Origin of the sequence: Pseudomonas syringae pv. tagetis (assembly GCF_022557255.1) — a bacterium.
In the GTDB taxonomy this organism is placed as follows: Bacteria; Pseudomonadota; Gammaproteobacteria; order Pseudomonadales; family Pseudomonadaceae; genus Aquipseudomonas; species Aquipseudomonas caricapapayae.
On the sequence record NZ_CP092923.1, the window covers coordinates 763,324 to 786,697 of the forward strand.

The 23,374-nt window shown below is 52.9% G+C and carries 22 protein-coding genes and 6 pseudogenes; 13 read left to right on the forward strand and 15 right to left on the reverse strand.

Going from position 1 to position 23,374, the window contains the following annotated elements; translation table 11 throughout:
- Positions 1-17: 17 nt before the first annotated feature.
- Both mobH and MME58_RS03350 read right to left on the reverse strand, forming a co-directional pair.
- A pseudogene (gene mobH, locus MME58_RS03345) lies at positions 18-1,031 on the reverse strand (MobH family relaxase); the annotation flags it as partial.
- 418 nt (positions 1,032-1,449) lie between these two features.
- Positions 1,450-2,142 (reverse strand): SOS response-associated peptidase family protein, encoded by a 693-nt coding sequence (locus MME58_RS03350; protein ID WP_055006179.1) that lies wholly within the window; start codon positions 2,140-2,142, stop codon positions 1,450-1,452.
- Between the two features lie 113 nt (positions 2,143-2,255).
- On the opposite strand from MME58_RS03350, the gene MME58_RS03355 reads away from it, so the two are divergent.
- From MME58_RS03355 to MME58_RS03375, 5 genes and pseudogenes are all read left to right on the forward strand, one after another.
- Positions 2,256-2,690 (forward strand): LexA family protein, encoded by a 435-nt coding sequence (locus MME58_RS03355; protein WP_020313294.1) that lies wholly within the window; start codon positions 2,256-2,258, stop codon positions 2,688-2,690.
- A pseudogene (locus tag MME58_RS03360) lies at positions 2,677-2,997 on the forward strand (Y-family DNA polymerase); the annotation flags it as partial. The gene MME58_RS03355 and the pseudogene MME58_RS03360, both read left to right, overlap by 14 nt.
- A gap of 57 nt (positions 2,998-3,054) precedes the next feature.
- Positions 3,055-4,368: a site-specific integrase gene (locus MME58_RS03365; RefSeq protein ID WP_055006177.1), complete on the forward strand. Its 1,314-nt coding sequence runs from the start codon at positions 3,055-3,057 to the stop codon at positions 4,366-4,368.
- A gap of 167 nt (positions 4,369-4,535) precedes the next feature.
- Positions 4,536-5,698 (forward strand): IS3 family transposase gene (locus MME58_RS03370; protein ID WP_103715205.1). Its coding sequence is split into 2 segments (ribosomal slippage): positions 4,536-4,791 and positions 4,791-5,698, totalling 1,164 coding nucleotides; the frame shifts between segments, so codons are not numbered across the junction.
- Between the two features lie 138 nt (positions 5,699-5,836).
- On the forward strand, positions 5,837-6,226 hold the full coding sequence (locus tag MME58_RS03375; RefSeq protein ID WP_082427352.1) for a DUF3742 family protein: 390 nt from the start codon (positions 5,837-5,839) through the stop codon (positions 6,224-6,226).
- 51 nt (positions 6,227-6,277) lie between these two features.
- Here the strand turns inward: MME58_RS03375 and MME58_RS03380 are convergent, their stop codons facing one another.
- The 6 genes and pseudogenes from MME58_RS03380 to MME58_RS03405 form a co-directional block, all read right to left on the reverse strand.
- Entirely contained in the window at positions 6,278-7,816 is a 1,539-nt protein-coding gene (locus MME58_RS03380; RefSeq protein WP_055005946.1) for a conjugal transfer protein TraG N-terminal domain-containing protein, read from the reverse strand.
- Positions 7,813-8,187, reverse strand: coding sequence for a hypothetical protein (locus MME58_RS03385; RefSeq protein ID WP_055005947.1), 375 nt, complete (start codon positions 8,185-8,187; stop codon positions 7,813-7,815). Before MME58_RS03385 ends, MME58_RS03380 begins: the two co-directional genes overlap by 4 nt.
- A 2-nt stretch (positions 8,188-8,189) precedes the next feature.
- Positions 8,190-8,333: pseudogene (locus MME58_RS03390) on the reverse strand (integrating conjugative element protein); the annotation flags it as partial.
- Positions 8,323-9,309: pseudogene (locus MME58_RS03395) on the reverse strand (DNA topoisomerase); the annotation flags it as partial. The pseudogenes MME58_RS03395 and MME58_RS03390, both read right to left, overlap by 11 nt.
- Before the next feature lie 266 nt (positions 9,310-9,575).
- Positions 9,576-10,340 (reverse strand): hypothetical protein, encoded by a 765-nt coding sequence (locus tag MME58_RS03400; protein WP_233591037.1) that lies wholly within the window; start codon positions 10,338-10,340, stop codon positions 9,576-9,578.
- Positions 10,341-10,417: 77 nt separating this feature from the next.
- Complete coding sequence (locus MME58_RS03405; RefSeq protein WP_054986847.1) at positions 10,418-10,600, reverse strand: hypothetical protein; 183 nt, start codon at positions 10,598-10,600, stop codon at positions 10,418-10,420.
- Between the two features lie 307 nt (positions 10,601-10,907).
- On the opposite strand from MME58_RS03405, the gene MME58_RS03410 reads away from it, so the two are divergent.
- The 4 genes from MME58_RS03410 (at position 10,908) to MME58_RS03425 (ending at position 14,472) form a co-directional block, all read left to right on the forward strand.
- On the forward strand, positions 10,908-11,867 hold the full coding sequence (locus tag MME58_RS03410; protein WP_054986852.1) for a tyrosine-type recombinase/integrase: 960 nt from the start codon (positions 10,908-10,910) through the stop codon (positions 11,865-11,867).
- 212 nt (positions 11,868-12,079) lie between these two features.
- The gene (locus MME58_RS03415; protein WP_082427354.1) at positions 12,080-12,472 is read left to right on the forward strand and encodes a CesT family type III secretion system chaperone; all 393 of its coding nucleotides are present in this window, start codon (positions 12,080-12,082) and stop codon (positions 12,470-12,472) included.
- Positions 12,473-12,481: 9 nt separating this feature from the next.
- Positions 12,482-13,762 carry a type III effector gene (locus MME58_RS03420; RefSeq protein ID WP_233591036.1) on the forward strand — a complete coding sequence of 427 codons (1,281 nt, stop codon included), beginning with the start codon at positions 12,482-12,484 and terminating at the stop codon, positions 13,760-13,762.
- Positions 13,763-13,791: 29 nt separating this feature from the next.
- A complete protein-coding gene (locus MME58_RS03425) occupies positions 13,792-14,472 on the forward strand; it encodes a hypothetical protein (protein WP_054986846.1) in 681 nt (226 codons plus the stop codon).
- Positions 14,473-14,574: 102 nt separating this feature from the next.
- Here MME58_RS03425 and MME58_RS27525 read toward each other — a convergent pair.
- Positions 14,575-14,652, reverse strand: a pseudogene (locus MME58_RS27525) (GntR family transcriptional regulator); the annotation flags it as partial.
- 265 nt (positions 14,653-14,917) lie between these two features.
- Between MME58_RS27525 and MME58_RS03430 the strand changes: the two are divergent.
- Positions 14,918-15,103 (forward strand): phosphoribulokinase, encoded by a 186-nt coding sequence (locus tag MME58_RS03430; RefSeq protein WP_221041297.1) that lies wholly within the window; start codon positions 14,918-14,920, stop codon positions 15,101-15,103.
- 236 nt (positions 15,104-15,339) lie between these two features.
- On the opposite strand, the gene MME58_RS03435 is transcribed toward MME58_RS03430, so the two are convergent.
- From MME58_RS03435 to MME58_RS03450, 4 genes are all read right to left on the reverse strand, one after another.
- A complete protein-coding gene (locus tag MME58_RS03435) occupies positions 15,340-15,591 on the reverse strand; it encodes a ribbon-helix-helix protein, CopG family (RefSeq protein WP_003348789.1) in 252 nt (83 codons plus the stop codon).
- 88 nt (positions 15,592-15,679) lie between these two features.
- Positions 15,680-16,333, reverse strand: a complete 654-nt coding sequence (locus tag MME58_RS03440; protein WP_054986844.1) for an AAA family ATPase — start codon at positions 16,331-16,333, stop codon at positions 15,680-15,682.
- A 394-nt stretch (positions 16,334-16,727) separates the two neighbouring features.
- Positions 16,728-17,144 carry a hypothetical protein gene (locus tag MME58_RS03445; RefSeq protein ID WP_055005949.1) on the reverse strand — a complete coding sequence of 139 codons (417 nt, stop codon included), beginning with the start codon at positions 17,142-17,144 and terminating at the stop codon, positions 16,728-16,730.
- A gap of 58 nt (positions 17,145-17,202) precedes the next feature.
- Complete coding sequence (locus MME58_RS03450) at positions 17,203-17,490, reverse strand: hypothetical protein (RefSeq protein ID WP_041924941.1); 288 nt, start codon at positions 17,488-17,490, stop codon at positions 17,203-17,205.
- Positions 17,491-17,661: 171 nt separating this feature from the next.
- Here MME58_RS03450 and MME58_RS03455 point away from each other — a divergent pair, with 171 nt between their 5' ends.
- Together MME58_RS03455 and MME58_RS03460 are read left to right on the forward strand one after the other, a co-directional pair.
- Positions 17,662-17,961 (forward strand): type II toxin-antitoxin system RelE/ParE family toxin, encoded by a 300-nt coding sequence (locus MME58_RS03455; protein WP_032620802.1) that lies wholly within the window; start codon positions 17,662-17,664, stop codon positions 17,959-17,961.
- A complete protein-coding gene (locus MME58_RS03460) occupies positions 17,958-18,242 on the forward strand; it encodes an addiction module antidote protein (protein WP_003407168.1) in 285 nt (94 codons plus the stop codon). The genes MME58_RS03455 and MME58_RS03460 overlap by 4 nt, the downstream gene beginning before the upstream one ends.
- 414 nt (positions 18,243-18,656) lie before the next feature.
- On the opposite strand, the pseudogene MME58_RS03470 reads toward MME58_RS03460, so the two are convergent.
- A pseudogene (locus MME58_RS03470) lies at positions 18,657-18,996 on the reverse strand (DUF4113 domain-containing protein); the annotation flags it as partial.
- Positions 18,997-19,018: 22 nt separating this feature from the next.
- On the opposite strand from MME58_RS03470, the gene MME58_RS03475 reads away from it, so the two are divergent.
- Positions 19,019-21,370 carry a Tn3 family transposase gene (locus MME58_RS03475; RefSeq protein WP_169790335.1) on the forward strand — a complete coding sequence of 784 codons (2,352 nt, stop codon included), beginning with the start codon at positions 19,019-19,021 and terminating at the stop codon, positions 21,368-21,370.
- 98 nt (positions 21,371-21,468) lie between these two features.
- Here the strand turns inward: MME58_RS03475 and hopQ1-1 are convergent, their stop codons facing one another.
- Positions 21,469-22,692, reverse strand: a complete 1,224-nt coding sequence (gene hopQ1-1 / locus MME58_RS03480) for a type III secretion system effector HopQ1-1 (RefSeq protein WP_055005951.1) — start codon at positions 22,690-22,692, stop codon at positions 21,469-21,471.
- Positions 22,693-23,374 lie beyond the last annotated feature (682 nt).

Below are 23,374 nucleotides of genomic sequence, written 5' to 3' on the forward strand. Positions count from 1 at the left end.
TCGATGCTGGCCTTCCAAATGGCTTTTCCCTCTCCGTTGGGCTGAATGATTGCTTGATCCTGGAGCAGATTAAACATTGGGGCGTTGGAGGTGGGGATGTGTTCGATACCCTGAGACAGTAGAAGAGCTCTGAGCTGATCTACGGCTGGCTTGCTGACAAGCCACAAGCCTTCCTGAGTCAGCCATCCGTCCGAGGGGCCGTCGGGCTGGTTCAACTTGAATTTATCCGCCACGAGCATCCTCAAGCCTTCAGCCAACTGCCGTTGGATAGACTGTTTGGGCGCTGACATAGCCCTTCCAGGATTGCCTCCGAGTTCCTGTGCCACGGAAGCCTGGTCTGCTTGGGAGACAATTTCACCAAGGATATCGGCATGCTCATACTGACCTGCGAACGCGAACACGAGTTGAGACCAGAGCTCGGGAAACCCGCTGAGCCAGTCCAGTGCCTTTGCCGGAATTACATTGGAGTAGATCAGCGACGAAGCGGCTCCATGTAACCGATAGTCTCGATCTTTCACGTACTTGAATCGGTATGGCTGATCCAGAGGCCCATGCCATGGATGCCAGATAGTGCCATCTGCGAGCTCAACCTTGACGTCTACTGCAATCTTGCCCAGGTCGTGGACGAGCGCACCGTAGGCCGATGCTGCAGACCATGCTTCCGACTGGGCCGCCTGCGACTCGGGCGGTGCTCCGATGGGGAGCAGATACATTTGCCGTATCTTCAATGCGTAGGCGACGATTTCGAGACCGTGATCCAGCATGCCACCATGATATGCATGGTGGTGATTCTCAGAGGCAGGGAGATGCTGCACCAAGGCTGCATAGCTCTTGAATGCCTGCATGTAAAGGGTCTCGAACTGCTCACGCGGCAGAGAGGTCCGCTGCCAGATGTTTTCAATCAACTGGCGCCGTCGGGAAGTCGACAGCAACGCGTCGGGAGATTCTGGTTTGAAAAAGCCTGCAGCAGCATTGGACGATATCGGAGACGCTTTTCTTCGCGTGAAGAAACTGAGCATATAGGCACCCATGATGAAGTCATTGGTGGGCCTTTTGCTCTATATGGCTCAGCGTGACAAGTCGAAACCTATATCCGTCCTGGAAAGGTTATATGCATAAGACGCCACCTGATTGGGCGGGATCCAAGCAGTGTCAGTAATCGGATGTTGCCACGCTTGCGTGGAAAAATGTAGCCTCCAAGTATCTGTTAAGTAACATTTTTTATAAAGTTCGTTTTTATGGAGGCCGCCTCTCGTACCCTTTCGGCATCCATTTCCGGCGGACTCGCCGGCCTTTTCGGGTAAGGCACTTACCCTTATTCCCCCATTCCATTCAAACCCTTCGCTTTGCCATTTGCTTCAGCCCATTTCGCCCCTTTCGGTGCGGACGACGTGGGGCAGACTAAGAGGGACAGCCCGTGGTCGAGTCGAAGTCAAAGGCATGGGGCCGTCAAAGCCCGACAGGCTGGATGAGCTCCGGTCCTTGATTTCGCACGTTCCCTACTGCGCGATCAACCGGGAACCATTCAAAATCGTCAACAATCCTGCAGTGCTCTTTTACCAATGCTTCAGCTTTCTGCGGTGCTGTTTCGGAATCAAGCCATGCCCGCGCATCTTCTGCTGTCAGTACCACCGGGCGGCGATCATGAATATCCACCATTCCCGAGTCGCTTGCCGACGTGATGATGACGAACCCGTCACCATCATGCGGTTCAAGCCCTGTGTGCACCTGGGCCAACACCGCGAAGAACATGGGCTTTTTACTCTTAAGGCGGATGAAGTAGGCCTGCTTTTTCTTGGGGTCATCCGGGTCCTTCACCCATTCAAACCAACCGTTCGCTGGTGCAAGTGCCCGTCCGTTAGGCCATAGCTCCTTGAAGAATTTTCCCGTCATCACGGTTTCGACTCGCGCGTTGATTGGTGCTGGTCGTTTGCCTTTTGCCCAGAAAGGCTCCCACCCCCACCGAACCTTGTCGACACTCAGGCCCTCCTCGGTGGGACGGATGATCTCAACCCGGGTACTAGGGGCCACGTTGTAGCGCTCTATGGGCCTTAGGTCGTACCCATTGATCACGAGCTGTTCTGGGGCAAGCTCCTTGAGGTAGTGGTCCATGGATTCGTAGATCGAGTAGCGTCCGCACATGATGTCACCCCTAATGTCACTCGTCGAAAATGCCTGCCTATACGATTGACCGCACGCGGGCTGAAGAGTTAACTGTATATGCATACAGCAATCCCAATCGAAAGGTTTCCCATATGAGCGTAGTCATTCTCGGCCCTCTGTCTGAAGGGGGCATCAAGCTCCCGCTTTACTCGTTCCAGGTGCCTGCAGGATTTGCTTCGCCAGCTGTCGATTACATTGAGAAGCACGTCTCACTGGATGAAATGGCCGAGGTACGTGCGCCTCATGTGTATCTTGCGAAGATCCTCGGTGACAGCATGATAGGCGCGGGCATTTTCGATAGGGACCTGATCGTAGTCGACCGCAGCCGTAACGCGGAGCATGGGGAGATCGTCGTTGCAGCGCTTAACAACTCTGAGCCTATCTGCAAGCGGCTCTTCATGATGGATGGAGTCGTCAAGCTTCAGTCTGAAAACGCCGCGTATCCGGCTCGGCATATCTTGGAAGGTGACAACCTGGTCATTTGGGGTGTGGTGAACTACAGCATGCGCCGTCATGGAAAGGCATGAGCCGGTTTTCGCGCTGATTGACTGCAACTGCTTTTATGCGAGCTGCGAGCGCGTCTTCCGTCCTGACTTGGAAAAGACTCCCATCGTGGTCCTCAGCAATAACGACGGATGCGTCATCGCCCGTAGCTATGACGCCAAGCCATTTGTGAAAATGGGAGCTCCGTATTTCCAGATCAAAGAGGTACTGCGCCGCAATGGCATCAAGGTGTTCAGCAGCAACTATGCGCTTTATGGCGATATGAGCGAGCGTGTGATGTCGATCATCGAGTCCATGGTGCCCGCCACGGAGGTTTACAGCATCGATAAGAATAAGTTGCATACTGTGGACACCCAAACGTAGATCTTGTCCCATGGACATTGACGCTTGCTCTTACAGAGATTCCACTTGCCTACCGTCGAACACATTCACTTCAGTCCGCATGACCTTTCTGTCAAAGACCGCCTGATTACCTACTCGCTGAATAGCTCCCGTGTAGTGATCGAAGGTCTACCACAAATATTCTGGGAAGACGGCTTGCCTTGGAGAGAAGCCAATCTCTGGGCTATGGAGAGAGTCACCAATGGTGAGGCACTCCTTAAGACCGTTTCTAGCAACCTGAATGGGCTGTTGAACTACGCGAAGTTTTTGGAGAGTCGCGGGCTTCAGTGGTTTGAGTTTCCGTCTCGAAAGACTGATCGATGTCTTGTTCAGTACCGTGGGGCGCTTATCAAGGCTCGCGATGCTGGTCATATCAGCCCCGCCACGGCCTCCGAATACATGCGTAATTGCATCAGTTTCTACAGGTGGGTTAGGAGGCATGGCCTTCTAAGCCCGTTATTGCCGCTGTGGAAAGACAAGCGCTATTTCATCAAATACTTTGACCAGGTCGGCTTCGAGCGGACGCTAGCTGGCACCAGCACCGATCTTGGTATTCCAAACCGAAAACGCATTGGGGCCACTTTGGAAGGTGGTCTATTTCCAGTCTCTGCGGTTGATCGAGACACCATTCTTGATTTCGCAAAACAGAGCGCCTCACCCGAGCTCTACCTGATGTTGGCTTTAGGTTTCTTCACGGGTATGCGACTGGGAACGATCTGTGACCTTCGTATCGATACGTTGGAGCGTGCCCTACATGATCCGTCTGCTAAAGGTCTGTTTCTGATATCCGTAGGGCCAGGTGCGTCCCCGCCCGTGCATACCAAATTTGGAGTAACTGGCCAGGTATGGATTCCCGAAGCTTTGTGTTCAGAAGTCTTGGAGTACGCCAAGGGGCTTCGCAGGTTGACTCGCGAGGCATCTGCTGCTGGCGAGCATCAAGACTTAGTGTTCTTGACACGTTTCGGAAACCCTTTCGGACGTCGCAACAGTGATCAGTCTTCGGCCATAAACGTTGAGATGTCATCGCTTAGAAAATTAGGCATCGCGTCGGGCATCAAAGCGCTCAGGAAGTTTCGCTTCCATCAGTCCAGGTGCACTTTTGGGACTGAGCTAGCCAAGCTGGCTTTAGCAAATTGCGATGATGTGGCGATAGTGATTGCGACTGTCAGCAATGCTTTGCTCCACGGTCGAAATTCGGAGGCTACCACCTTCAAATACATCAAATTTGTCCAAGCCGCACCCGCTAAGCAGGCCATTGCGAACAGCTTCATGGCTGCATTTACAGGAATTGCTTCGATGCAGGGAGCGAGCAATGAATAATCTGACGTCTTCAGACCTAACGTTCCCAATGCTTGAGTACGCGAAAAATGAGACGCCCTGGGATCTGGCACCACTTTTATACAGTGGTGGTGCAAGGGCAAAAGTGCAGTGGTCTAATGATTCCGGACACTCATTTAGGCGAGAATATCGCCAGATAGAGGTGTCTGATGACCAAACAACGCCGTACCTTCTCTGCTGAATTCAAACGTGAGGCCGCAGGCCTCGTGCTCGATCAGGGCTATAGCCACATTGAGGCCTCCCGCTCACTAGGGGTGGTCGAGTCTGCGCTGCGTCGCTGGGTGAGCCAGCTCCAGCAGGAGCGCAATGGCGTAACGCCTCAGAGCAAAGCCCTGACGCCCGAGCAGCAGAAAATTCAGGAGCTGGAAGCGCGGATCGCTCGTCTTGAGCGGGAGAAATCCATTTTAAAAAAGGCTACCGCGCTCTTGATGTCGGAAGAACACGAGCGCTTGCGCTGATCGATCAGCTAGGTGCCCATGAGCCGATCGAATTGCTGTGCGAGGTGTTCGAGACACCTCGCTCGTGCTACTACGACCATTGCCAGCGGCGTCGGGCTCCAGACGCTGAGCGGGTTCGTTTACTCAGTCGAGTCAATGAGCTGTTCGGGCAAAGTCGAAGCGCTGCAGGCAGCCGCAGTATCGTTTCGATATTGCAGGAAGATGGCGAGCAAATTGGTCGGTTCAAGGTACGTGGCCTGATGCGGGAACTGGGATTAATCAGCAAGCAACCTGGCTCTCATGCTTATAAAAAAGCAACAGTGGAGAGGCCTGACATTCCGAACATTTTGAATCGGGAGTTCGATGTACCCGCGCCCAATCAGGTCTGGTGTGGCGACATCACCTACATCTGGGCGCAAGGAAAATGGCATTACCTGGCGGTGGTTATGGATCTTTATGCGCGTCGGGTGGTGGGCTGGGCGTTTTCAAACAAACCGGACACGGACTTGGTCATCAAGGCGCTGGACATGGCTTATGAGCAACGCGGCAAGCCTCAGGGCCTGCTGTTTCACTCAGATCAGGGCTCCCAATATGGGAGCCGACAGTTTCGCCAGCGGCTTTGGCGATACCGCATGCGCCAGAGCATGAGTCGCCGAGGTAATTGCTACGACAACTCGCCGATGGAGCGTGTATTCCGCAGCTTGAAAACCGAGTGGATACCCGCCGTGGGCTACATGACGGCCCAAGAGGCACAGCGGGATATCAGTCATTATCTGATGCATCGCTACAACTGGGTTCGGCCACACCAGTTCAATGATGGACTGGCACCCGCTCAGTACGAGAAAAACCTTAACGTCGTGTCCGGGATCAGTTGACCACTACAATACGGTTTGAAACAGTCGGCCGGCTGTTCGTCGGAAGGTTGATTTCTAAGGGAAAGTAGGTTGAATATGTGAGTTTATAGGTCTATAAATGATGTCACAACGACATGTTGATTGAGTCACGAGGTGGCTATGAGCACAGTTAAAGTACAAGGCAGCGCTGCAATTCGGATCGGGCAGGGCCTGGGCCGTGGTGTGGCTGCAGTTTTGCGCCTGGAAAAAGCTTTGTGGTCATCGCTGGGCCGTGCCGGTATACCTGCATTGGTTGTGACCGCTGTGAAGTGGAGTGCTCGGGTGGCTTTCCTCGGTGCTGGAGCGCTGCTCGCAACTTGGGGTTTGCTACAGCTTCTTGGATTGCTCGCCATCATCGCTATCGGAATCGGTATCTTTAGCAGCCCTTCGATTCAGCAGGGGTCGCAGAGCGTCAACTTCGACTTGGATGCCAACAAGGCGACGAAGATCGAAGTCCGTGAAGGCTTGGATGGTTATGGGACTTATGTTGGTAGCCATCGGGTCGAATAAGTGCGCCAGGTAGCTGGTTCAAACCAGTACCTGGCACATTTACGTAGTTGGTCAGATCTTCCCTTTGGCTGCTGACACAGCCAACTGTCCACCTTTCCCTCCAGCGTCCTGAGCCGCGCTAGTGCCAGTAGCCAATCCGCTCATCAAGCTTCCTAGTTTCGCACCACTCCAGCCCAACGCGACTATCCAAAAGCTGGGGAGCACGATGAACATCGCTCCCATCACGAAGTCCAGCAGCAGATCTCCTTGCGCATTGCTCGCTCCAAATACCGGGTCAAAATTGGTGTGGGGAACGTTGCTGCCGATCCCGTTACCGTAGAGGGCATCGAGAATCGTACTGTCTACCCATCGTGCGAGCTGGAACCAGAAGTCCACGAAAATCAAGGAAAATGCTGCGAAAGTCACCGTCATCACGACTTTCAAGTCGAACGCCCCGATGACCAGTACAAACGGAATGCAAATGATGAGAGCCATCTTTAGGAAGGCCATCACCATGGGCGCTGCTTGCCTTACACTGTCCATGGCTGGATACATCACAAGAGATCCTGCTGCCTGACCAGCTGTAGCTGCAAGGCGTGTGAAGTCATTTAGCACAGAGCCACCGACTTGACCGCCATAGTCTGAATAAACCTGACCCTGGGTCAGTTGCTGCTTCCTCGGAGAGACCAGATCCCGGATGACCGAGTCGCTCACTTCGGTCTGGGTCATGAATTTTGCCCACTGAGCAAGCTTGCTCAGCAGATCTGGACTGACCTGTTCCAGCAGCCTGGCTCTAAGACCGACGCTTCCATCCGACCACCATTGAGTGCACGTTGGAAAGCCCCCCCCACCAGTGGTTTGTGGCAGGCCAGCATCTCGGGTTGCGTCATATGGCCACTTGGTACGAGGAGTGTGTGACCTGAATCCTGAGAAACCATCGCTGTAATAACCGGATGTTTGTAGGAAGAAGTGCGAACCGATCCAGTTGACATCGTTGAGTTGATCATTGCTTAGGGTTGGCTGGGTCATGAACAGCTTTGCGCGCGCACGTGCGTAGCAATCGTTCGTGAAGTCAGCGACCTCCTGGGCAAGCAGCGGATCGTTGATGCGGGCCTTGTTGACGTCCATCCGGACCTGTTGCAAGTCCACTCCACAGGGAATGGCCGCGACTGAGGCTGCAGTTGCTGCCTTTGACATCGCATGCACAAACAGCCACCAGACGGGCACTGTGGCGCTTTTACCGTTCAGCGTACTGAAGGATGTTTCCCAGCCTGTATCAGTCGGATTGGGTATTGAGTATTGGCATTGTTCCGAGCGGCTTCGGTCGAACTGGATGGTATCAATGCTGACGTTTACCAGAGGCATACAAGCCAGGATGATGACTAGGATTGCCGTGTAGAACCGGTTTTCTACTCGGGCCAACGAGAGGACGCCCTTGTTGCCTTCATCAGCTCCCTCACCGCGGGCTTTGAGCCATTCGCTGATGACAATGGCGGCAAAGGGGGCCGCGAATAGTCCGCTGTCCTCGATCATGTTCCAGATGCCGCCGTTTATGAGCCATCCGACCAACGTCAGGTAATACTCAAGGTAGTCATTCGTGTGCAAGATCATGGCAGTTCGACTCCCGCTACAGTGGCGGCGCGTCGAAGCTCGAAAAGGAGAACGATGAAGATGGCCATGACCTCGCAGCGTCGAAGACCCGAGGGAAATGGATTTGTGTCTGATGCTCGCTGTTTGATGATGCGCCTGAGCCTGTACCAGCCGAGCCCTATCGCCGCATAAAGCGACAGCCGCCAGGCCAGCATGTAGTTGTAATGCGCTTTTTGCCATTCCCTGAAGTGCTCAATATCTCCAAAGAAATGCGCGATGGCTGTCATGAAAATCACAGCCAGAACAATAGTCAGCAAGACCGGCCAGGTGAATGACACGAGCGCTTTCGCGCCCCTACGTAGCCATCCCTTGGCAACCGGCAATGAGCTCATAGTCAGTTACCTTTTGCAGGGTTCTGCAGCTGATCAAGGCGGTCGGGCGTTGGATCGCCTTGGAAAATGCCTTTGGAGCTGTCCTTCCGGCTTTGAGCCCTCTGTAGGATGGCTGTCGGTGAGTTGCTGGCCAAGCTGCGGCGCATAACCGCAATCGGTCCTTGGGTAAGTCGTCGCCTTGTGAGTTTCGTAAAGTGACTGTGCTACGTCCAGCGTCTCTTGCACACCCATCCCAAACTTTGCAGAGCACACCTCCTGCAGGGTGCTCAGATCGAACGGGAGCGGAGCTGGATCCTTGCCACGCTTTGTATCAACAGAAACAGTTGTGGCAGCCTGGCTATTTTTCAGCGCGGCCAGTGCGGCAGCTGCAGCGGCTTGATCAAGGCAACGGCCTTCCTCATCTACCACGTACTCATCGGCGACCCATTTCGCCAAGAATGATTGTCCTGCAGTCCAGAGCTGCACCTCGACACTCCAGAACGGTTTGGGTATGAAGTTTGAGATCTCCCGGTCGCGGTCCACCACCAGGCGAAGGGTCGGTGTTTGAACACGGCCGACGGAGAGCACACCGGTATACCCGGCCTGCCGGCCCAGCAAGGTGAAAAGCCGCGAAAAGTTCATGCCGATGAGCCAGTCCGCTCTGGAGCGAGCGAGCGCGGAGAGATACAACGGATAGGTTTCAGAGCCTTGTTTGACGGTGTTGAGTGCCTGGCGGATGGATGCTTCATTGAGCGCAGACAGCCATAGCCTTTGAATCGGTCCCCGGTACCCACAATACTCGATCAGTTCGCGCGCGATCATCTCCCCCTCGCGGTCAGCGTCTGTCGCAATGACGAGCTCGGTGGCCTGCTTGAGTAGCTGCTTGACGATCTTGAACTGACTGGCAGTTTTCGGCTTGACGAGCACTTTCCATTCCGCAGGCAGGATTGGGAGTGTGTCCAAGCTCCAGTTTTTCAGGTGCTCGCCGTAGGCATCGGGCGGAGCTGTTTCCAGCAAGTGTCCAATTCCCCAGGTCACGGCCACACCGTTGCCTTTGATGCAGCCGTCACCTCGTGTTTTGGCTCCGAGTACGGCGGCGATGTCTTTACCCTGGCTGGGCTTCTCGCACAGATACAAACGCATAAGGACTCCGATGAGAATTTAACTCAAAGGAGAACATTGCCAGCTACGATCAAGACATGCCTTAGAAAACCCGATATGGATCGTTTTGGGTTTAGCCGACCACGATACGTCAGCTGCCAGCGTTCTGGAGCTAACGAGCTTGCCGTACCCTGGCAGGATGGTGAATCCTTTTTACGGAGTAGATCGCTTTTGTCAATCCAGTACTCGGCATTTGCAGTACGTAAAAAACTGTCCTCGACTACGCCAATTCTAGGCCCGCGACATGGTCAAAGTGATTCCAGGTACTTTGCCAATCGTACCAGAACACCATCCATCGTCTTGTCCGTAAGTTCTTGCCGAGCTTTAAAGTGGTTCCAGACTTCGTCTTCGTATCTGCTCATAGAGACTATATTTTTTTGCGAAAGGACAATAGAGAAATCGACTTTACGTTCTTTCAAAACAAGTTCGTTGATTGCGGCAGAGTAATCTGTGGTGTAAGTCACTTTAAGTGTGTCTTTATCTCGATAGCCGCTTATGGTAGGGACAATTACAAAGTCGTCGTCCATTCCTCCAGCTTCGTGAAGAATTCCTATATTCGCAACCCTGCCAACGTATACTTTGCGGTCACTCATTGAGAACATATAAAGATTGTTCTGGTCCCGCATAGATGCTCTAAGTGCTCGAGTCAAAGGCCGAGCAGGCACTTTTGTTGCGAGGATTAAAGCCTTGATGGTATTGGGACCAGTCCAGTGCCTAACCATAAGTGATAGCATAAACAGCCGGGGCGCAACCCAAGCTAATATCAGCGATAATACTGAGGCCTGTCCAAGAAAAGCCCAAACAGGCGCTTCTTTGATGTCCGCGATCTCATTGTTGATAAGGAAATTTTTAATGGCTCTAACGTAATCGCTTTGTTCGCCAAAGGTGCTCGCAAAGGATCCGTCCTTGCTGACGTACATTAACCAGAAACTAGCCAGACAAGCAATGGCAAAAAAAACTAGCCCAGTCTTCGCTATTAGCATGTACAAAAGTTGGCCATCATAGCGGCTCATTGTGGCCTGACGATAGACGCTTCCGTTACAGAATAAGTATCCACTCACCAGGATCGGCAAGATTAGTAGAACACCCATTAACCATTGGCCACAGTTTTTTTGGCTTTCTCACTTGCCTCGCGGAAACCTTTACTCTCCAATATTTCCTGCGGATCTATAGACATACCGCCGCGATCACTGACGCGCAAAGTTTTGAGGCCTCGCAACGATTCAAGTATTTCTTTTTCCTGCTTACTAGTTTTAAAAAGTAGGCTAAACATTTCAATTTCCCTCGCAGGCATCGTCGGACGGCTTCTGGTGCGTCGAACCCCACTCCCTTGAGACTCTATCACAGTTTATGCAATACGTCTCTCACCCTAGGGTACGGGCGGAGTGTGCATTGCTCAGCGAGGCCGTGCGGATCGACACGTCAGACCCTATGGGACGCGGGAGGCGATAGTGGTGATAAAATACGTTATCACCACTTTATTGCCGTTCATCTGTTTTAGCCACAACCCTGCATTCGACGTGGCTTTTGTGACTGAGCAGAAAGCATATGATTGCAGCGTGGCCAGCTGGGAGAGAGAAATGCAGGAATTGACGAAAGCAGCTCAACTCGATCAGCGTCGCCTCACCGCGGTCGAATTTCAGACGCTGGCTCGCGTTCCGGCGGCAGTCGAGTGGTTTGCCAACCTGGACAACCCTCGGACACGTCGTGCCTACCAAAATGACCTGACGGATTTCTCTTCCTTTATAGGGCTGGCCAGCGCCGATGATTTTCGCCAGGTCACCCGCTCGCACGTCTTGGCCTGGCGCGCCGACCTGGAACAACGCGGCCTGGCCGGGGCCACCATCCGGCGCAAACTGGCCGCGCTGGCCAGCCTCTTCGATCACCTCCTGGAGAACAACGCGGTCGCGGGAGGTAATCCCGTACACGGCGTCAAACGGCCTCGGATTGAGAGCAATGAAGGCAAGACACCGGCCCTCGGTGACCACCAGGCCAAGCAGCTGCTCGATGCTCCAGACACTGAAACACTCAAGGGGCTGCGCGATAGGGCCATCTTGGCCGTGCTGCTGTACCACGGCTTGCGTCGAGAGGAAGCGGCGCAACTGAAGACCGGCGATCTGCAGGAGCGACGTGGCATCAAACACCTGCGGGTGCACGGCAAAGGCAGCAAGATCCGCTTTTTGCCCCTACACCCCGTGGCTGCCGAGCGTATCTACGCGTACCTGGAACAGGATGCAGAGCGTGCCGCAGCGCCCGGTCCGCTGTTTCGCTCGCTGCGCGGTACCACCACCGGCGCCGGCATTACGGCCAACGGCATCTACACCGTGGTCGAGACCTATGCCGAGAAGGCCGGCATCGTCGTCGAGCACCTGGGCGTGCATGGCCTGCGCGCAACCGCGGCAACCAACGCCCTGGAGCACGACGCCGATATCGCCAAGGTGCAGATGTGGCTGGGGCACGCGAACATCAGCACCACCCGCCTTTACGACCGGCGCAGTCAGCGGCCGGAGGATTCGCCTACTTTTAAAGTAAAGTACTGAGTCGAAATTGGCTGCAAAGTAGTTGCCGTGCAGGGCAAGTAGCGTGACGTGTTACCGCTGATGTTTGTTTACTGAGGCCCGGTAAACAGCCGAGGCACGCTGGATCGAGATTTGTGCTAACGACTTTCAGCCGCAGGCTGAACCGTTTACCAAGGAACCGTATCCGCTGTTACGGCCACTTAGTGCAAATATTGCTATCTACGGATGTAATCATGAGCTTATCGCCGACACTGCAAAAGCTGACCAATATATTGGGCCAGACAAGCACTGCCAAGCCTGCCACAGATGCTATCCAGTGGCAGGAAGGCATGGATATAACGCTGCATGCCAGCGGCCACAGCCTTACCTTACTAGCTACCATCATAGATCTGCGTGCAGACCCTAAAGACGACATTTTATTGCGCAAGCTGCTTACCCATGCGTTTCCGGGCCTACGTCTGCGCCGTGGTGCACTTACCATCACCCCTGATGAAAGTACCTTGGTGTTCTCTTATGAACACGATTTTCACCTTTTGGACAAAGCCCGTTTCGAGAGCCTACTGGCCAACTTTGCTGAAACGGCGCAGGGGCTTCGAGACACTGCGACGCATTTACGTTTTAACTGAGGAAAGAGTATGTTGGATAAAGTGGGGAGCAGTGCCCGTGTAGATAATGCACAGCATGTCGAAGCTACTGCAGGGCCGGAGCCTATGAGGCTTGATGCTGCCCAAGGCCAGAAGCCCAAAGCCCCTATGGATGCACCGTCATCATTGCGTTTGCGAGCGATAGCGGGTGGCATGCCCAGTGAAGAAATAGGAAAAATTGCACCTGCAGATGTAAATCAGCCGCCACCTACTCCTACTGATGTTCGCCCAGAAACGGGTGTAGATCCTGTGAGACTCTTCGTCAAACTGATGGTAGGAACTCTGGCGCTGTCAACAGGAGTCCGTTTTGCAAGATACCCAGGTGATTTTGCGAAGGATCCGGGAGGCAGTGTATGGGCAGCAATCAATCTGCAGCATCGCTCAAGTGTCACACATCTTGAACAAGGCAATCAGACGGTTCTTGAGCGTTTCTGTGCACACATTCCAAAAGACAGCGCGTGTTTTAAAGCTCGCGCTGAGGTCTCACACGATATTCCCTCAGGCGTGGCAGGGCAGTGGAATCGTAAAACCCAGCGGGTAAAATTGAACCCTAACATTCATTTCGAGAGCCATCCGGCAGCAGTTGCCGGACATGAGTTCATACACTGTTACACACACCCTGAGTTTGTCGAACGCCATATAAAACATCCGCACTGGAAAGCCCTGAACGAAGGGTTGACGACTCGTTTGACAGAGAAACTGCCAGACCCCAAGCGTCTCTTGCCCATTCCCTTGGCCAAGGATCCCTATCATGGTTTCAAGCTGTCCACCGGGGACTCCTGGCCGGATGCGGCCAAGCGAATCGAAGACGAGGTTGGCGAAGATGTGTTGTTGAAAGCGTTCTTTGGCGGCGATGACCACGCTATTGGTGAAGTAGCTAAAGCCGCTGCTCAGATCTACCCCAAGATTGCCTCAAGTATTACCGAGAGAGAGTTGTACCAAGCGGGCAGCATGCGTGGAGGACAACAGCTTGCCGAGTGTTACGTAGGTGCGTTGCTAAAAAACGGTCAGAAACTGCCTGACAGTTTTACGAATTATCTGCTACCTGTATTCAGCTATTCAGATATAAGCCCTGATCACGCAAAAAAAATACAGGCGCAAGCGAAAAAAAGTCAGAAGCGGATGGGAATTGTGTTCGATGCCGCGTTCTTTTCACCTGACCTGAAGACCCAGAGATTGGCACTTGGCATGCTGCGTGAGGACCTGCTGATACACTGGAAAAAAGTTATTCCGGATAGGAAGCAAGGTACGCGTTACTCAAGACTTAGTTAAAATCAAGATAAATATTATTGGAGTGAGTTATGTTGAATTCGCCTGGTTCTATTGGCATTAGCGGCCCATCATTGCATCATGAACCTGATAGACTGGAAAGTGTAAGTGCCGATAATTTATTTCCAAAACTGAATCCTGCCGCACTAAAAAAAGATAGCAATATTCTATCGCAACTAGCGGCCTTAAACAATATAGAGATTGATACTAAAAAAATTATTGCTCAGGAGCTGAAGGATAAGTTATCTAACGTTTGTTGTCCTGACAAGAAATATGTGGAAAATGATATTGATTTAATTAAGCAGATATTGTCTGATATCTCGACGGCATCAAAAGGATCCCTTAACCTTGTTTTAAAGAATCATGCGGTTAAAGCTGTAAAGGATGCTGTGTATTGCTTTACTTTTGATGACTTTTCTATAACGCACCCCAATGTAAATAACGAGTCTTCAAACTTTAATCGAATTTTGCCTAGTCTTGGTTGTGCTGCTCAAAATTATGGATATTTTGGTCGAAAGATTATTTTGCATACTGCCGAGCAGATGTTGAGCGACTATAAAAAAACTGATCGACTAGGAAAACTTGAAAAAGTAATACTAAATAATCCAAGTAACGAGGCGACTGAACTATCGACTGGTGATTATTATATGAAATATCTCACAGACTACGGTATCTCCTTAGATGAGGAGTACGACAAGACCAAAATGTCTTAAGTGGGGAGCGGGGGTTTGGGGTGCAATGGAACTGAAAACGGAGGCCGGGGATCACTGAACAGGGCAGCCTGCGGCTGCAAATCGCCCGTTCTTGCGATCGCGTATGGGCTGTGCAATGCCGAGGGCAATGGTTTCAAGCACGTGCTGCGCGTGCAGCTTTTGCGTTCTGCGGTTACTGATTTACAGCTCCTTTCTACGCATGCGAACAGACCCCTGCGCCGGCGCGCCGGACTCGGCGCTGCGCAGGGTTAAGCGGTTGATTTCTTGGAAACCACCTCCGGACCTGGAGGTGGCTGATGCAAACGGCTCAGTCCATGCTCATGCCATCGTCTTCTTCCGGGGATGTCTGGCCCGTTGCTGCTTGAGGTGCAGGGAACAAACGGTCTTCCACCTCGTTGACTACCTGACCGGAGAAAAACCTGTCTCAGCGGAGTTGGTGGAATCCGTGCTGTCGCGGCAACTGGATGATCTGGAGCCTACCCTGACGCGCCATGGCTACCGCATCAAGGATCTGGTCGAGCAGTTCGACGCCAAGCCTACAGAGATCAAAGCACTGTTCAGTAACGCACTCGATCCGGCTCGCACCACAGAGCTGCGCGACAGGATGCTGGCGGCGGGGTTGCCGATCTGAGGCTCTGGCCATTTGCAGTTGATCTGCCCGAAGCCACGCTTGTCGCAGGCCATTGCAGGTAGTATTGCCGGGCAGCACATTCAGCTAAAGAGCAGCCATGAAAGCAGGGATAGCAGTAACAATTGCATTCGGAGTTTTTGTTAAGTGGATGCCAAGCTCAGATCATCCAAAAGGCATCAAGAGGGTATCATAAAAATCTCTTAATAATACTAAAAAGATATCCTTTTAGCACCCTATTACACTCCAGCGTCCAGTAGCCGCCTCACCGCAATTTTGATCAATGCTGGTCGCGACAGGCCCAGTTGCTTACGGGCAGCATCAAATTCAGCCAATAGCTCAGGCTCAAAACCTACCTGGAACATTTCTCGCTTGCCTCTGATGTTCTTCTTCGCCTTGCTATCGGGAGCGGTGGCCGCTGCTTTAGCCGCGACCTGACTTGACTCTCGGTCGGCGCTCGCCGGTTTAGGTGCTCTTTGAATGATCGCCATGATATATTTTCCTGATACCTTAAAAATACCCTAATGATACTTAATGGATGCCATAAGGATATGAAAAAAATATCCTTATGGTCGTTTCTCAAAATAGTGCAGCTAAAAGCGCATCAATTTCCTTAATCGCTTTGGGGTCTTTGGGTTTCATTTCACTGACTGCAAGGCCCAAGGTCGATGCCGCGGCGATTGACTTACGCTTGGCGATACTCAAATCCATCAATGTCAGTTGAGGGTAATTCTCAATGGATTTGCGCGTGCCTATGTTGTCGCTTGAGTATTTTTTTGGCTCAGCCATATTGAGATAGACATAGATGGGAAGAGGGTTGTCACCACGTAATGCCTGGATCTCGATGATCAGAGGCACCAACTCATCTTCAAGCGCGTCAAGCTCGAAATTTCCAGGAGCAATGGGGACAAGCATCACATCCGCTATCATCATCGCGTGCCGAAAGGCGCTGCTATCGCGACCGCCCGCATCGATGATGATGTCGTCGTACTTATCCAGCTGCCTCAGCACTTGAGTACGCAGTTGCTCACCGTCAGGGTAAGCCACCAAGGTAACGCTGGGTGTGAGACCTGCAGCATCGCGACGATCAATTGCCTTGGATGAGGATGACTGGCGATCACTGTTGACCAGCAGCACGTCCTTACCCTGCAAGGCTCGCCCTACAGCTACCTGCACAGTGTTAGTAGATTTACCAACACCACCTTTAGTATTGCCTATAACAATGACTGACATGGTTTTTCCCTTAATCCCAAAGGATGATGAAAAGGATATCCTTTTGATACCTATTGTCAACCATTAAGATATTTAATAGATATCTTTAAACGTTTAAGAGCGTGAAGCTATTCAGGGGTTAGGGGAGAAATAACGGCAATAGGCACCAATTTTGGGGAGCCATGCTGGAGAATGTTCATGAAAGCTTCAGCTACACAGGGGACCGCAATCTCCCTGGCGAACCACAACAGCAGTGGCCGGTGTTCGGGATTGGCCAATTCAGCAATCGGCAGGCTTCGGAGGGTGGTGTAGGTGGTATATTCATTAAGGAGCATATTTTAGCCATGACAGGTTTGATGTGTTCCAAGCTGGGGATGGTTACAGCCATGCCCCGGCACCCTTTCTAACGCTGGTTCTACGCCATAAATGCCAATACCGGGATGATGTCCTGCGGGGCTCGCCCCGTGAGCACTAGGAAGTGTCGCCAAACGCCATAAGGCACCTTCCTTACTCCCTGCTTGTAATCACGCACGCGCCGATCAGACGAAAGCCCCAATAGCTTGGCTAATTTTCCATCTGTCCCATGCTCCGGGAAGCATCCCTGAAAATGTCGGAAATACGCTCCAACAATTTCAGGGGAGGGCGGTTCCCACCCTTCATGCTCGCGTAGCAGGTGCGTGCGGCTGTACAAGCTTTCGTCCAGTTCCGACTGTCCTGGAAGCCTGGGCGCATTCAGATTAGCTTTCAGTTGCTTAATACCTTCCTCGGTGGCAGCTTGAAAAATAACCTCTTGCTGCTTGCTAACGGACGGCAACGGTATGTCTATTCTCATTCCTCATTCCTCATTCCTCAATTTCATCAAAGAAGTGGAGGCCTTTCGGCCCCCGTCTTCACCGTGGTGACAGCTCGATGCTTCGAACGTCTGAAACACGGATATTGACCAGACTCAGTGTCCCTGTGGCTAACTGCTTCCAATGCCCCGACTGGTGAACGTGGGTAAGGGCGTAGAACAGGTAGTCCGGTAACAACAGATCAGTTCGGTCAATTCGGATGCCGATATGTTCTGGATTGAACTCTCGTACCGCTTCGCCGCAATGCTCTGCTGAGCCCCTTCGAACAATCCAGAAGTGAGCCTCTGGAAAATTCGTCCGGATGGTCGCCACCGCAGTTAGTTTCATCTCGTTCTCCGCTGGCGGCATGACTAGCCCCCTCAGAGTCGAGTGGCTTTCTGCATGCCACCAACAGGAACCATATTAGGCGCTTTGCGCCTAATATGCAATATTTATTTAGGCTCAATGCGCCTAATTAACCACTCGCTTTTGTGTCGTCAATAAACTACAATATCCTCCATGACCACGATAAAACAGACCTCAACCTATATGGCTTGGGAACGCAGGCTCAAAGACCAAAAGGCCAAAGCTGCAATTGCCGCTCGTATTTTTAGAGTTGCAAATGGCCTGATGGGTGATGTCTCGCCAGTAGGGCAGGGCGTGAGTGAGCTACGGATACACGTTGGCCCTGGTTACCGTGTTTATTTCCAGCAGCGAGGCGATGAACTGATCTTGCTGCTGTGCGGTGGTGACAAGAGCAGCCAATCCCGAGATATCGAAACAGCCAAGAAACTGGCTGATCAATGGAGGCAAGAATGAAAGAACAAATTTTCGATTACGACCCAGCAGCAGCCCTTGACGGGCCTGAGGCAATTGCGATTTTTATCTCTGACGCATTTGAGACGGGGGATGCGGAGTACATCGCGAAGGCTATGGGGGTTGTCGCAAGGGCCAAAGGGATGACCGAGCTTGCGCGTGAGACAGGTCTTTCTCGAGAGCAGCTTTACAGATCGTTCAGTAGCAAGGGCAATCCAACCTTAAAAACCATGTTGACGGTAATGAGAGCCCTGGGCGTGGACATGACAGCTCGAATGCACTGATCCCCTGACCCTAATTTTAGGGGCAGGGGATCAATAGAACAGAATAACCGTGAACGATCACCTGGCGTAGCCTAGCGCTTTTTCAAACTCTGGAGTTCAAGCTCAGTCAGTTGTTCACGGTGTATGTAATAGCCTTCAACCGGTGGAGGCTCATGTAGCTTTCGACCACCTTCCCCAGGAAATATCGGAGCGATCAGCCCTACTACGGCTGTTTGGCCTTTCGCATCAGGCGATTTTAGGGCCCAAGCTGCCACTTGGTAGAGAATCGGAGGATCGGTCGGTTTAACGCCGTCGTGTCGAAAAAACCAATCTTGAGTAGGCGTAATTTGCGTATACGTCATGTCAGTTCCTTTTCGTTTCTAAGTCAACGAGCGTATGGCATACCGTATCTAGGGAGCAACCCTATTAACTTGGTCACTTAGCTTTTACGACCCACAACTGATCAAGCCGTGTCGTGTAGCTCTGGCTCATCTGCTCACGGCGCATGCCCCATGCCCCAATCTGGGGTGACTGGTACTGAGCCTGTACACAGCGTCCCACGTCCCCACTTGCCGTTGATTGAGTCCAAAGCGGCCATCAGCCGATCTGAACTCACCGGTTGATTGACCGCGAACAGGTCATCGGTAAATTCGCCTGGTTGGCAGATATCCATCAGCAGCACTTCGGCTTTGCTGTACCTGAAGCCTGGTCGAAAAATCCGCGAAACCGCCTCGGTCGCGTATTGGGTCATCAGCCGCACATCGTTGGTGGGGTACCTTCGCACGGATGACTGACACATGCCCCGTCGCTCGATCCTCTCGGCCAGTGAGCGCGACACGTTGCTTGCGCTGCCGGACAGCCAAGACGACCTGATCCGCTATTACACCTTTAACGAATCCGACCTGTCGCTGATCCGTCAGCGACGGGGTGATGCCAATCGCCTCGGCTTTGCCGTGCAACTTTGTCTGTTGCGCTATCCCGGTTACGCGCTGGCCAGCGACAGCGTGCTGCCCGATCCGGTCATTGAGTGGATAGCCCGACAGGTTCAGGCAGCACCAGAAAGTTGGGCGAAGTACGGTCAGCGCGATGTCACCCGTCGAGAGCACGCCCAGGAACTGCGTGCCTACCTGGGTTTGCTGCCGTTCGGATTATCGGATTTCCGTGCCCTTGTACGCGAGTTGACCGGCCTGGCCCAGCAGACCGACAGAGGCCTGTTGCTGGCTGGGCAGGCGTTGGAGAGTCTGCGTCAGCAACGGCGGATCTTGCCGCCCCTTATGGTGATTGATCGAGCCTGCTCCGAGGCAGTGGCCCGATCCAACCGGAGGATTTATCGTGCTTTGATCGAGCCGCTGAACCAGCAGCATCGTAATAAGCTCGACGAACTATTGACCGTTAAGGCAGGCAGCAACAGCACTTGGTTGACCTGGCTACGCCAGTCACCATTGAAACCGAATTCACGGCACATGATGGAACACATTGAGCGGCTGAAGATTTTCCAACTGGTTGCGCTGCCTGAAGGGCTTGATGGGAGCATCCATCAGAACCGCCTGTTGAAGCTGGCCCGGGAAGGTGGGCAGATGACACCTCGGGATCTGGGCAAGTTCGAGAATGAGCGGCGCTACGCCACCCTGGTGGCCGTCGTGCTGGAAAGCACCGCTACGGTGACGGATGAACTGGTGGATCTGCACGACCGTATTCTAGTCAAGCTGTTCAGCAGTGCCAGAAACAAGCATCAGCAGCAATTTCAGAAGCAGGGTAAAGCGATCAACGACAAAGTACGCTTGTACTCGAAGATCGGACAGGCCCTGCTGGACGCCAAAGCCTCGGGTGAAGATCCCTTCGCCGCCATCGAGGCGGTCATGCCTTGGGATGAATTCGCTCAAAGCGTCACTGATGCCGAGCTGCTTGCCCGCCCAGAGGCCTTCGACCATCTGCACCTGGTCGGCGAGAACTTCAATACGCTGCGCCGCTACACTCCGGCCTTTATGGAGGTTCTTCAGCTGCGGGCCGCCCCAGCTGCGCAACGTGTGCTGGATGCCATCCAGCAGCTGCGCGAGATGAACGTAAACAATTTGCGCAAGGTGCCGTCGGACGCCCCGACCGCGTTCATCAAGCCCCGCTGGAAACCGCTGGTAATCACGCAGGAAGGGATCGATCGTCGTTTTTACGAAATCTGCGCCCTGTCCGAGCTGAAAAATGCGCTGCGCTCCGGTGACATCTGGGTCAAGGGTTCCCGGCAGTTCCGTGACTTTGAAGATTACCTGCTGCCACCCGCAAAGTTTGCCGCGCTCAAAAAGGAACAGGCGCTGCCATTAGCGATCAACCCCAACAGCGACCAGTACCTGGAAGAGCGCTTGCAGCTGCTGGATAAGCAGTTGGCCACCGTCGCCAAGCTAGCCAAGGACAATGAACTACCCGACGCGATCCTCACCGAGACCGGACTGAAGATCACGCCGCTGGATGCGGCGGTACCGGACACCGCCCAAGCGCTGATCGACAAGACCAGTCAGCTACTGCCACGCATCAAAATCACCGAGCTGCTGATGGACGTGGACGAGTGGACGGGATTTACACGTCACTTTACCCACCTGAAGGATGGGGCCCTTGCCAAGGATAAAACTCTGCTACTGACGCGCCATGCGCTGGATATCGCTCCGGGCGAAAGCACCGCTGTCAAGTCCATGGGGCTGGCATCGATTGTCGGGATGATTCCACTGATTGCCAGCAACAAGGCAACCGGGCTGCTGTCGGAACAGGTACTGCGTATTTTCCGGAGCGCCGTCTTCAATCCAATCGAAGCCATCGCTCTGAACGCGTTGGCGCTTGGCGGGCGTGTCAACGTTCCCGGGCTATTTGATTCAGACAATGCCAAGCATGCACGCGTGGTACAAACCATCCTTGCGCGGGCCAGCCAGCACATGGAAGCTGGAGACCGTTACATTTCCGCAGAGGAGCTACATCAAATGCTGGCTCCCCGGAGCGAGTTCCTGCGCCATGTGGGATCTGCGATCGTCAACGGCATGAATGCCAGCTTTGAGGCAATTCCCGCCCTGGTTCGGAAGCTTGGATATGGTGAGGCTCCATTGGCCGAACGTATTCCGTATCAAGACCTGGCTGTGCCCGACACGCCGCGGCAGCCCGCACCCTGAATCATAGTCGACGCGATCTACAGTCAGGCGGGTAGCATGGTTTTTCACCGTGCTACCCTCGCCATCGCGGATGGTCCCACATTTGTCGGCACTACGGGTCAATCTGGGGCTACCGTCGACTGGACAAGCGCAGATTTGGCTAAAGCGGACATCAATAACTTTGCTTTCTCTGGATGCGTCACATCATCTGGACCTACTTGCTCTACAACACCAAATCCTTCTGTGTGTATAGCTTTGGGTTTAAATAGCAGTTTTGCCGCCCCTGGCACTGAGGCCAGTAATGTCAGAGGATCATACAGGTTTAGCTTCGTCACCTTAGGCCAGATATCTTCAAACGAATTCTCTTTATTTTTATCCAGTTGTACTGCTTCAATCTGTGCATTCGGCATGAACGTCCGAAAGAACCATGAGTCATCCAACCCGGGAAGCAATCCATCTTGAATACCTTCCCAGAGGCCTTTCAACGCACTCTTCTGAACGTCTCTCAGGTAGTGGCCTACTGGATGTCCGCTCCCTGCTATTCCTTCGTAAAATGAAGGTGAAACCGCCGTTTTATAGGCCGCCTCCTTTGTCACTATACGAAGTGGAATGCCAAGCTCCTGTGCTTTTCGATAAAGACTGCGCGCAGCGTCCATGTCGGTCGTATTGTTGTAAGCGCGTGCATCAGGCTGTACAAAACCATCTGCGTCCTTTAAAGGCTCGACGCCGCCCATGATGGTGATGTCATCAACCCGTTCGCGCACAATATCCGGGCAGGTAGTGATGAGCGCATTGATATCACTCATGCCTGCAATTACGACAATACCGACTCCATGTGGCGCACGGGCCAGGCGCCTGCTCATGTCCTGCAAGCTGTCGCGGTGTATTTCACCAGGTCCAGCCCTTAAAGCATGACCTTCCAGTAAAAATTTGGCATGTTCCTTCGACTGAAGCGAATTCATTGCGTAATCCCGACCACGCGACACATGCACGTCATGCAACTCAAGCTTGTTGAACACGCCTTTGGCCATCTCGGCACGTTGAGAGCGAACTTCAGCATCACCCAGTGTTGCCACTACGTCTGTGATGTGCACAAAGCCCTCAGCCTGCAATTGCTTGCCCAAGGTGTAGGTCACGACATCATCCGGGTCCTTGTTAGGATCAGTGAAAAACCACGTATCCTTAGGTAACCGGGGCTTGTGTAATCTCAGTTCATTGATGGCCATGTTTTCGTCTGAGGTCAGATGAGCGTTGCATGCGCCCACTTGTGCAAGCATCGTGCGCTGTGCCGCAGTCAATAAAGTTGGCGCACTTTTCGACCGCTCCAGAACTGGGCTGCTCATACTTGTTTGCTGAGGAAGTGCTGATTGCACGCTACTTTCCGATGGGGTGCGTGATATCTGTTTTGACTGATCTAGGATGAGACGTGAGGTGGTATAGGCTGCGGTGATAGGACGATGCATTGAGTCGACCTCCTGGATAGATGAACCTGCTGTGTGGCAAGCAACGCCGTTTCGGTTTCATCACTAGGGTCAAGTGCAGCGCGCTCCGGGTTACAACATATGCGGATTTTATCCGTCGGATATGCGAACCACATCTTGCTCGATGTTACCGCTGATGCAGAATTGACCCATGTGCCGACTTGGCGTCGCCCATAAGTATTCAGCCCAAAGTCAGACCTGCTAACACTTTACGGAGTAGAAGCTTGGGTCAGCGAAATTTCGGCAGCTGGGTCAATTCTGCATCAGCGGCAACACGTGTAACTTGCTTTGGTGGCACCCCTGCCTGGTATTACATTTCACATCTGACTGTGAGCGATATTACCCTCTGAGTAGGCAGAGTGCCATACCGACCCAGCCCCAATAACAAGGAAACCTCGCGGTAAAGGCTATCGCTCAGGCAAAAAAAAACCGCCTTAGTAGGGCGGTTTTTGGCTGCATTACGGTTAGTAGCCGCTTTGCAGGGTCTTACAGGGATCATCTGACTGGGATCATATTTACAAAAGTTGACACCGATGGCAACTCA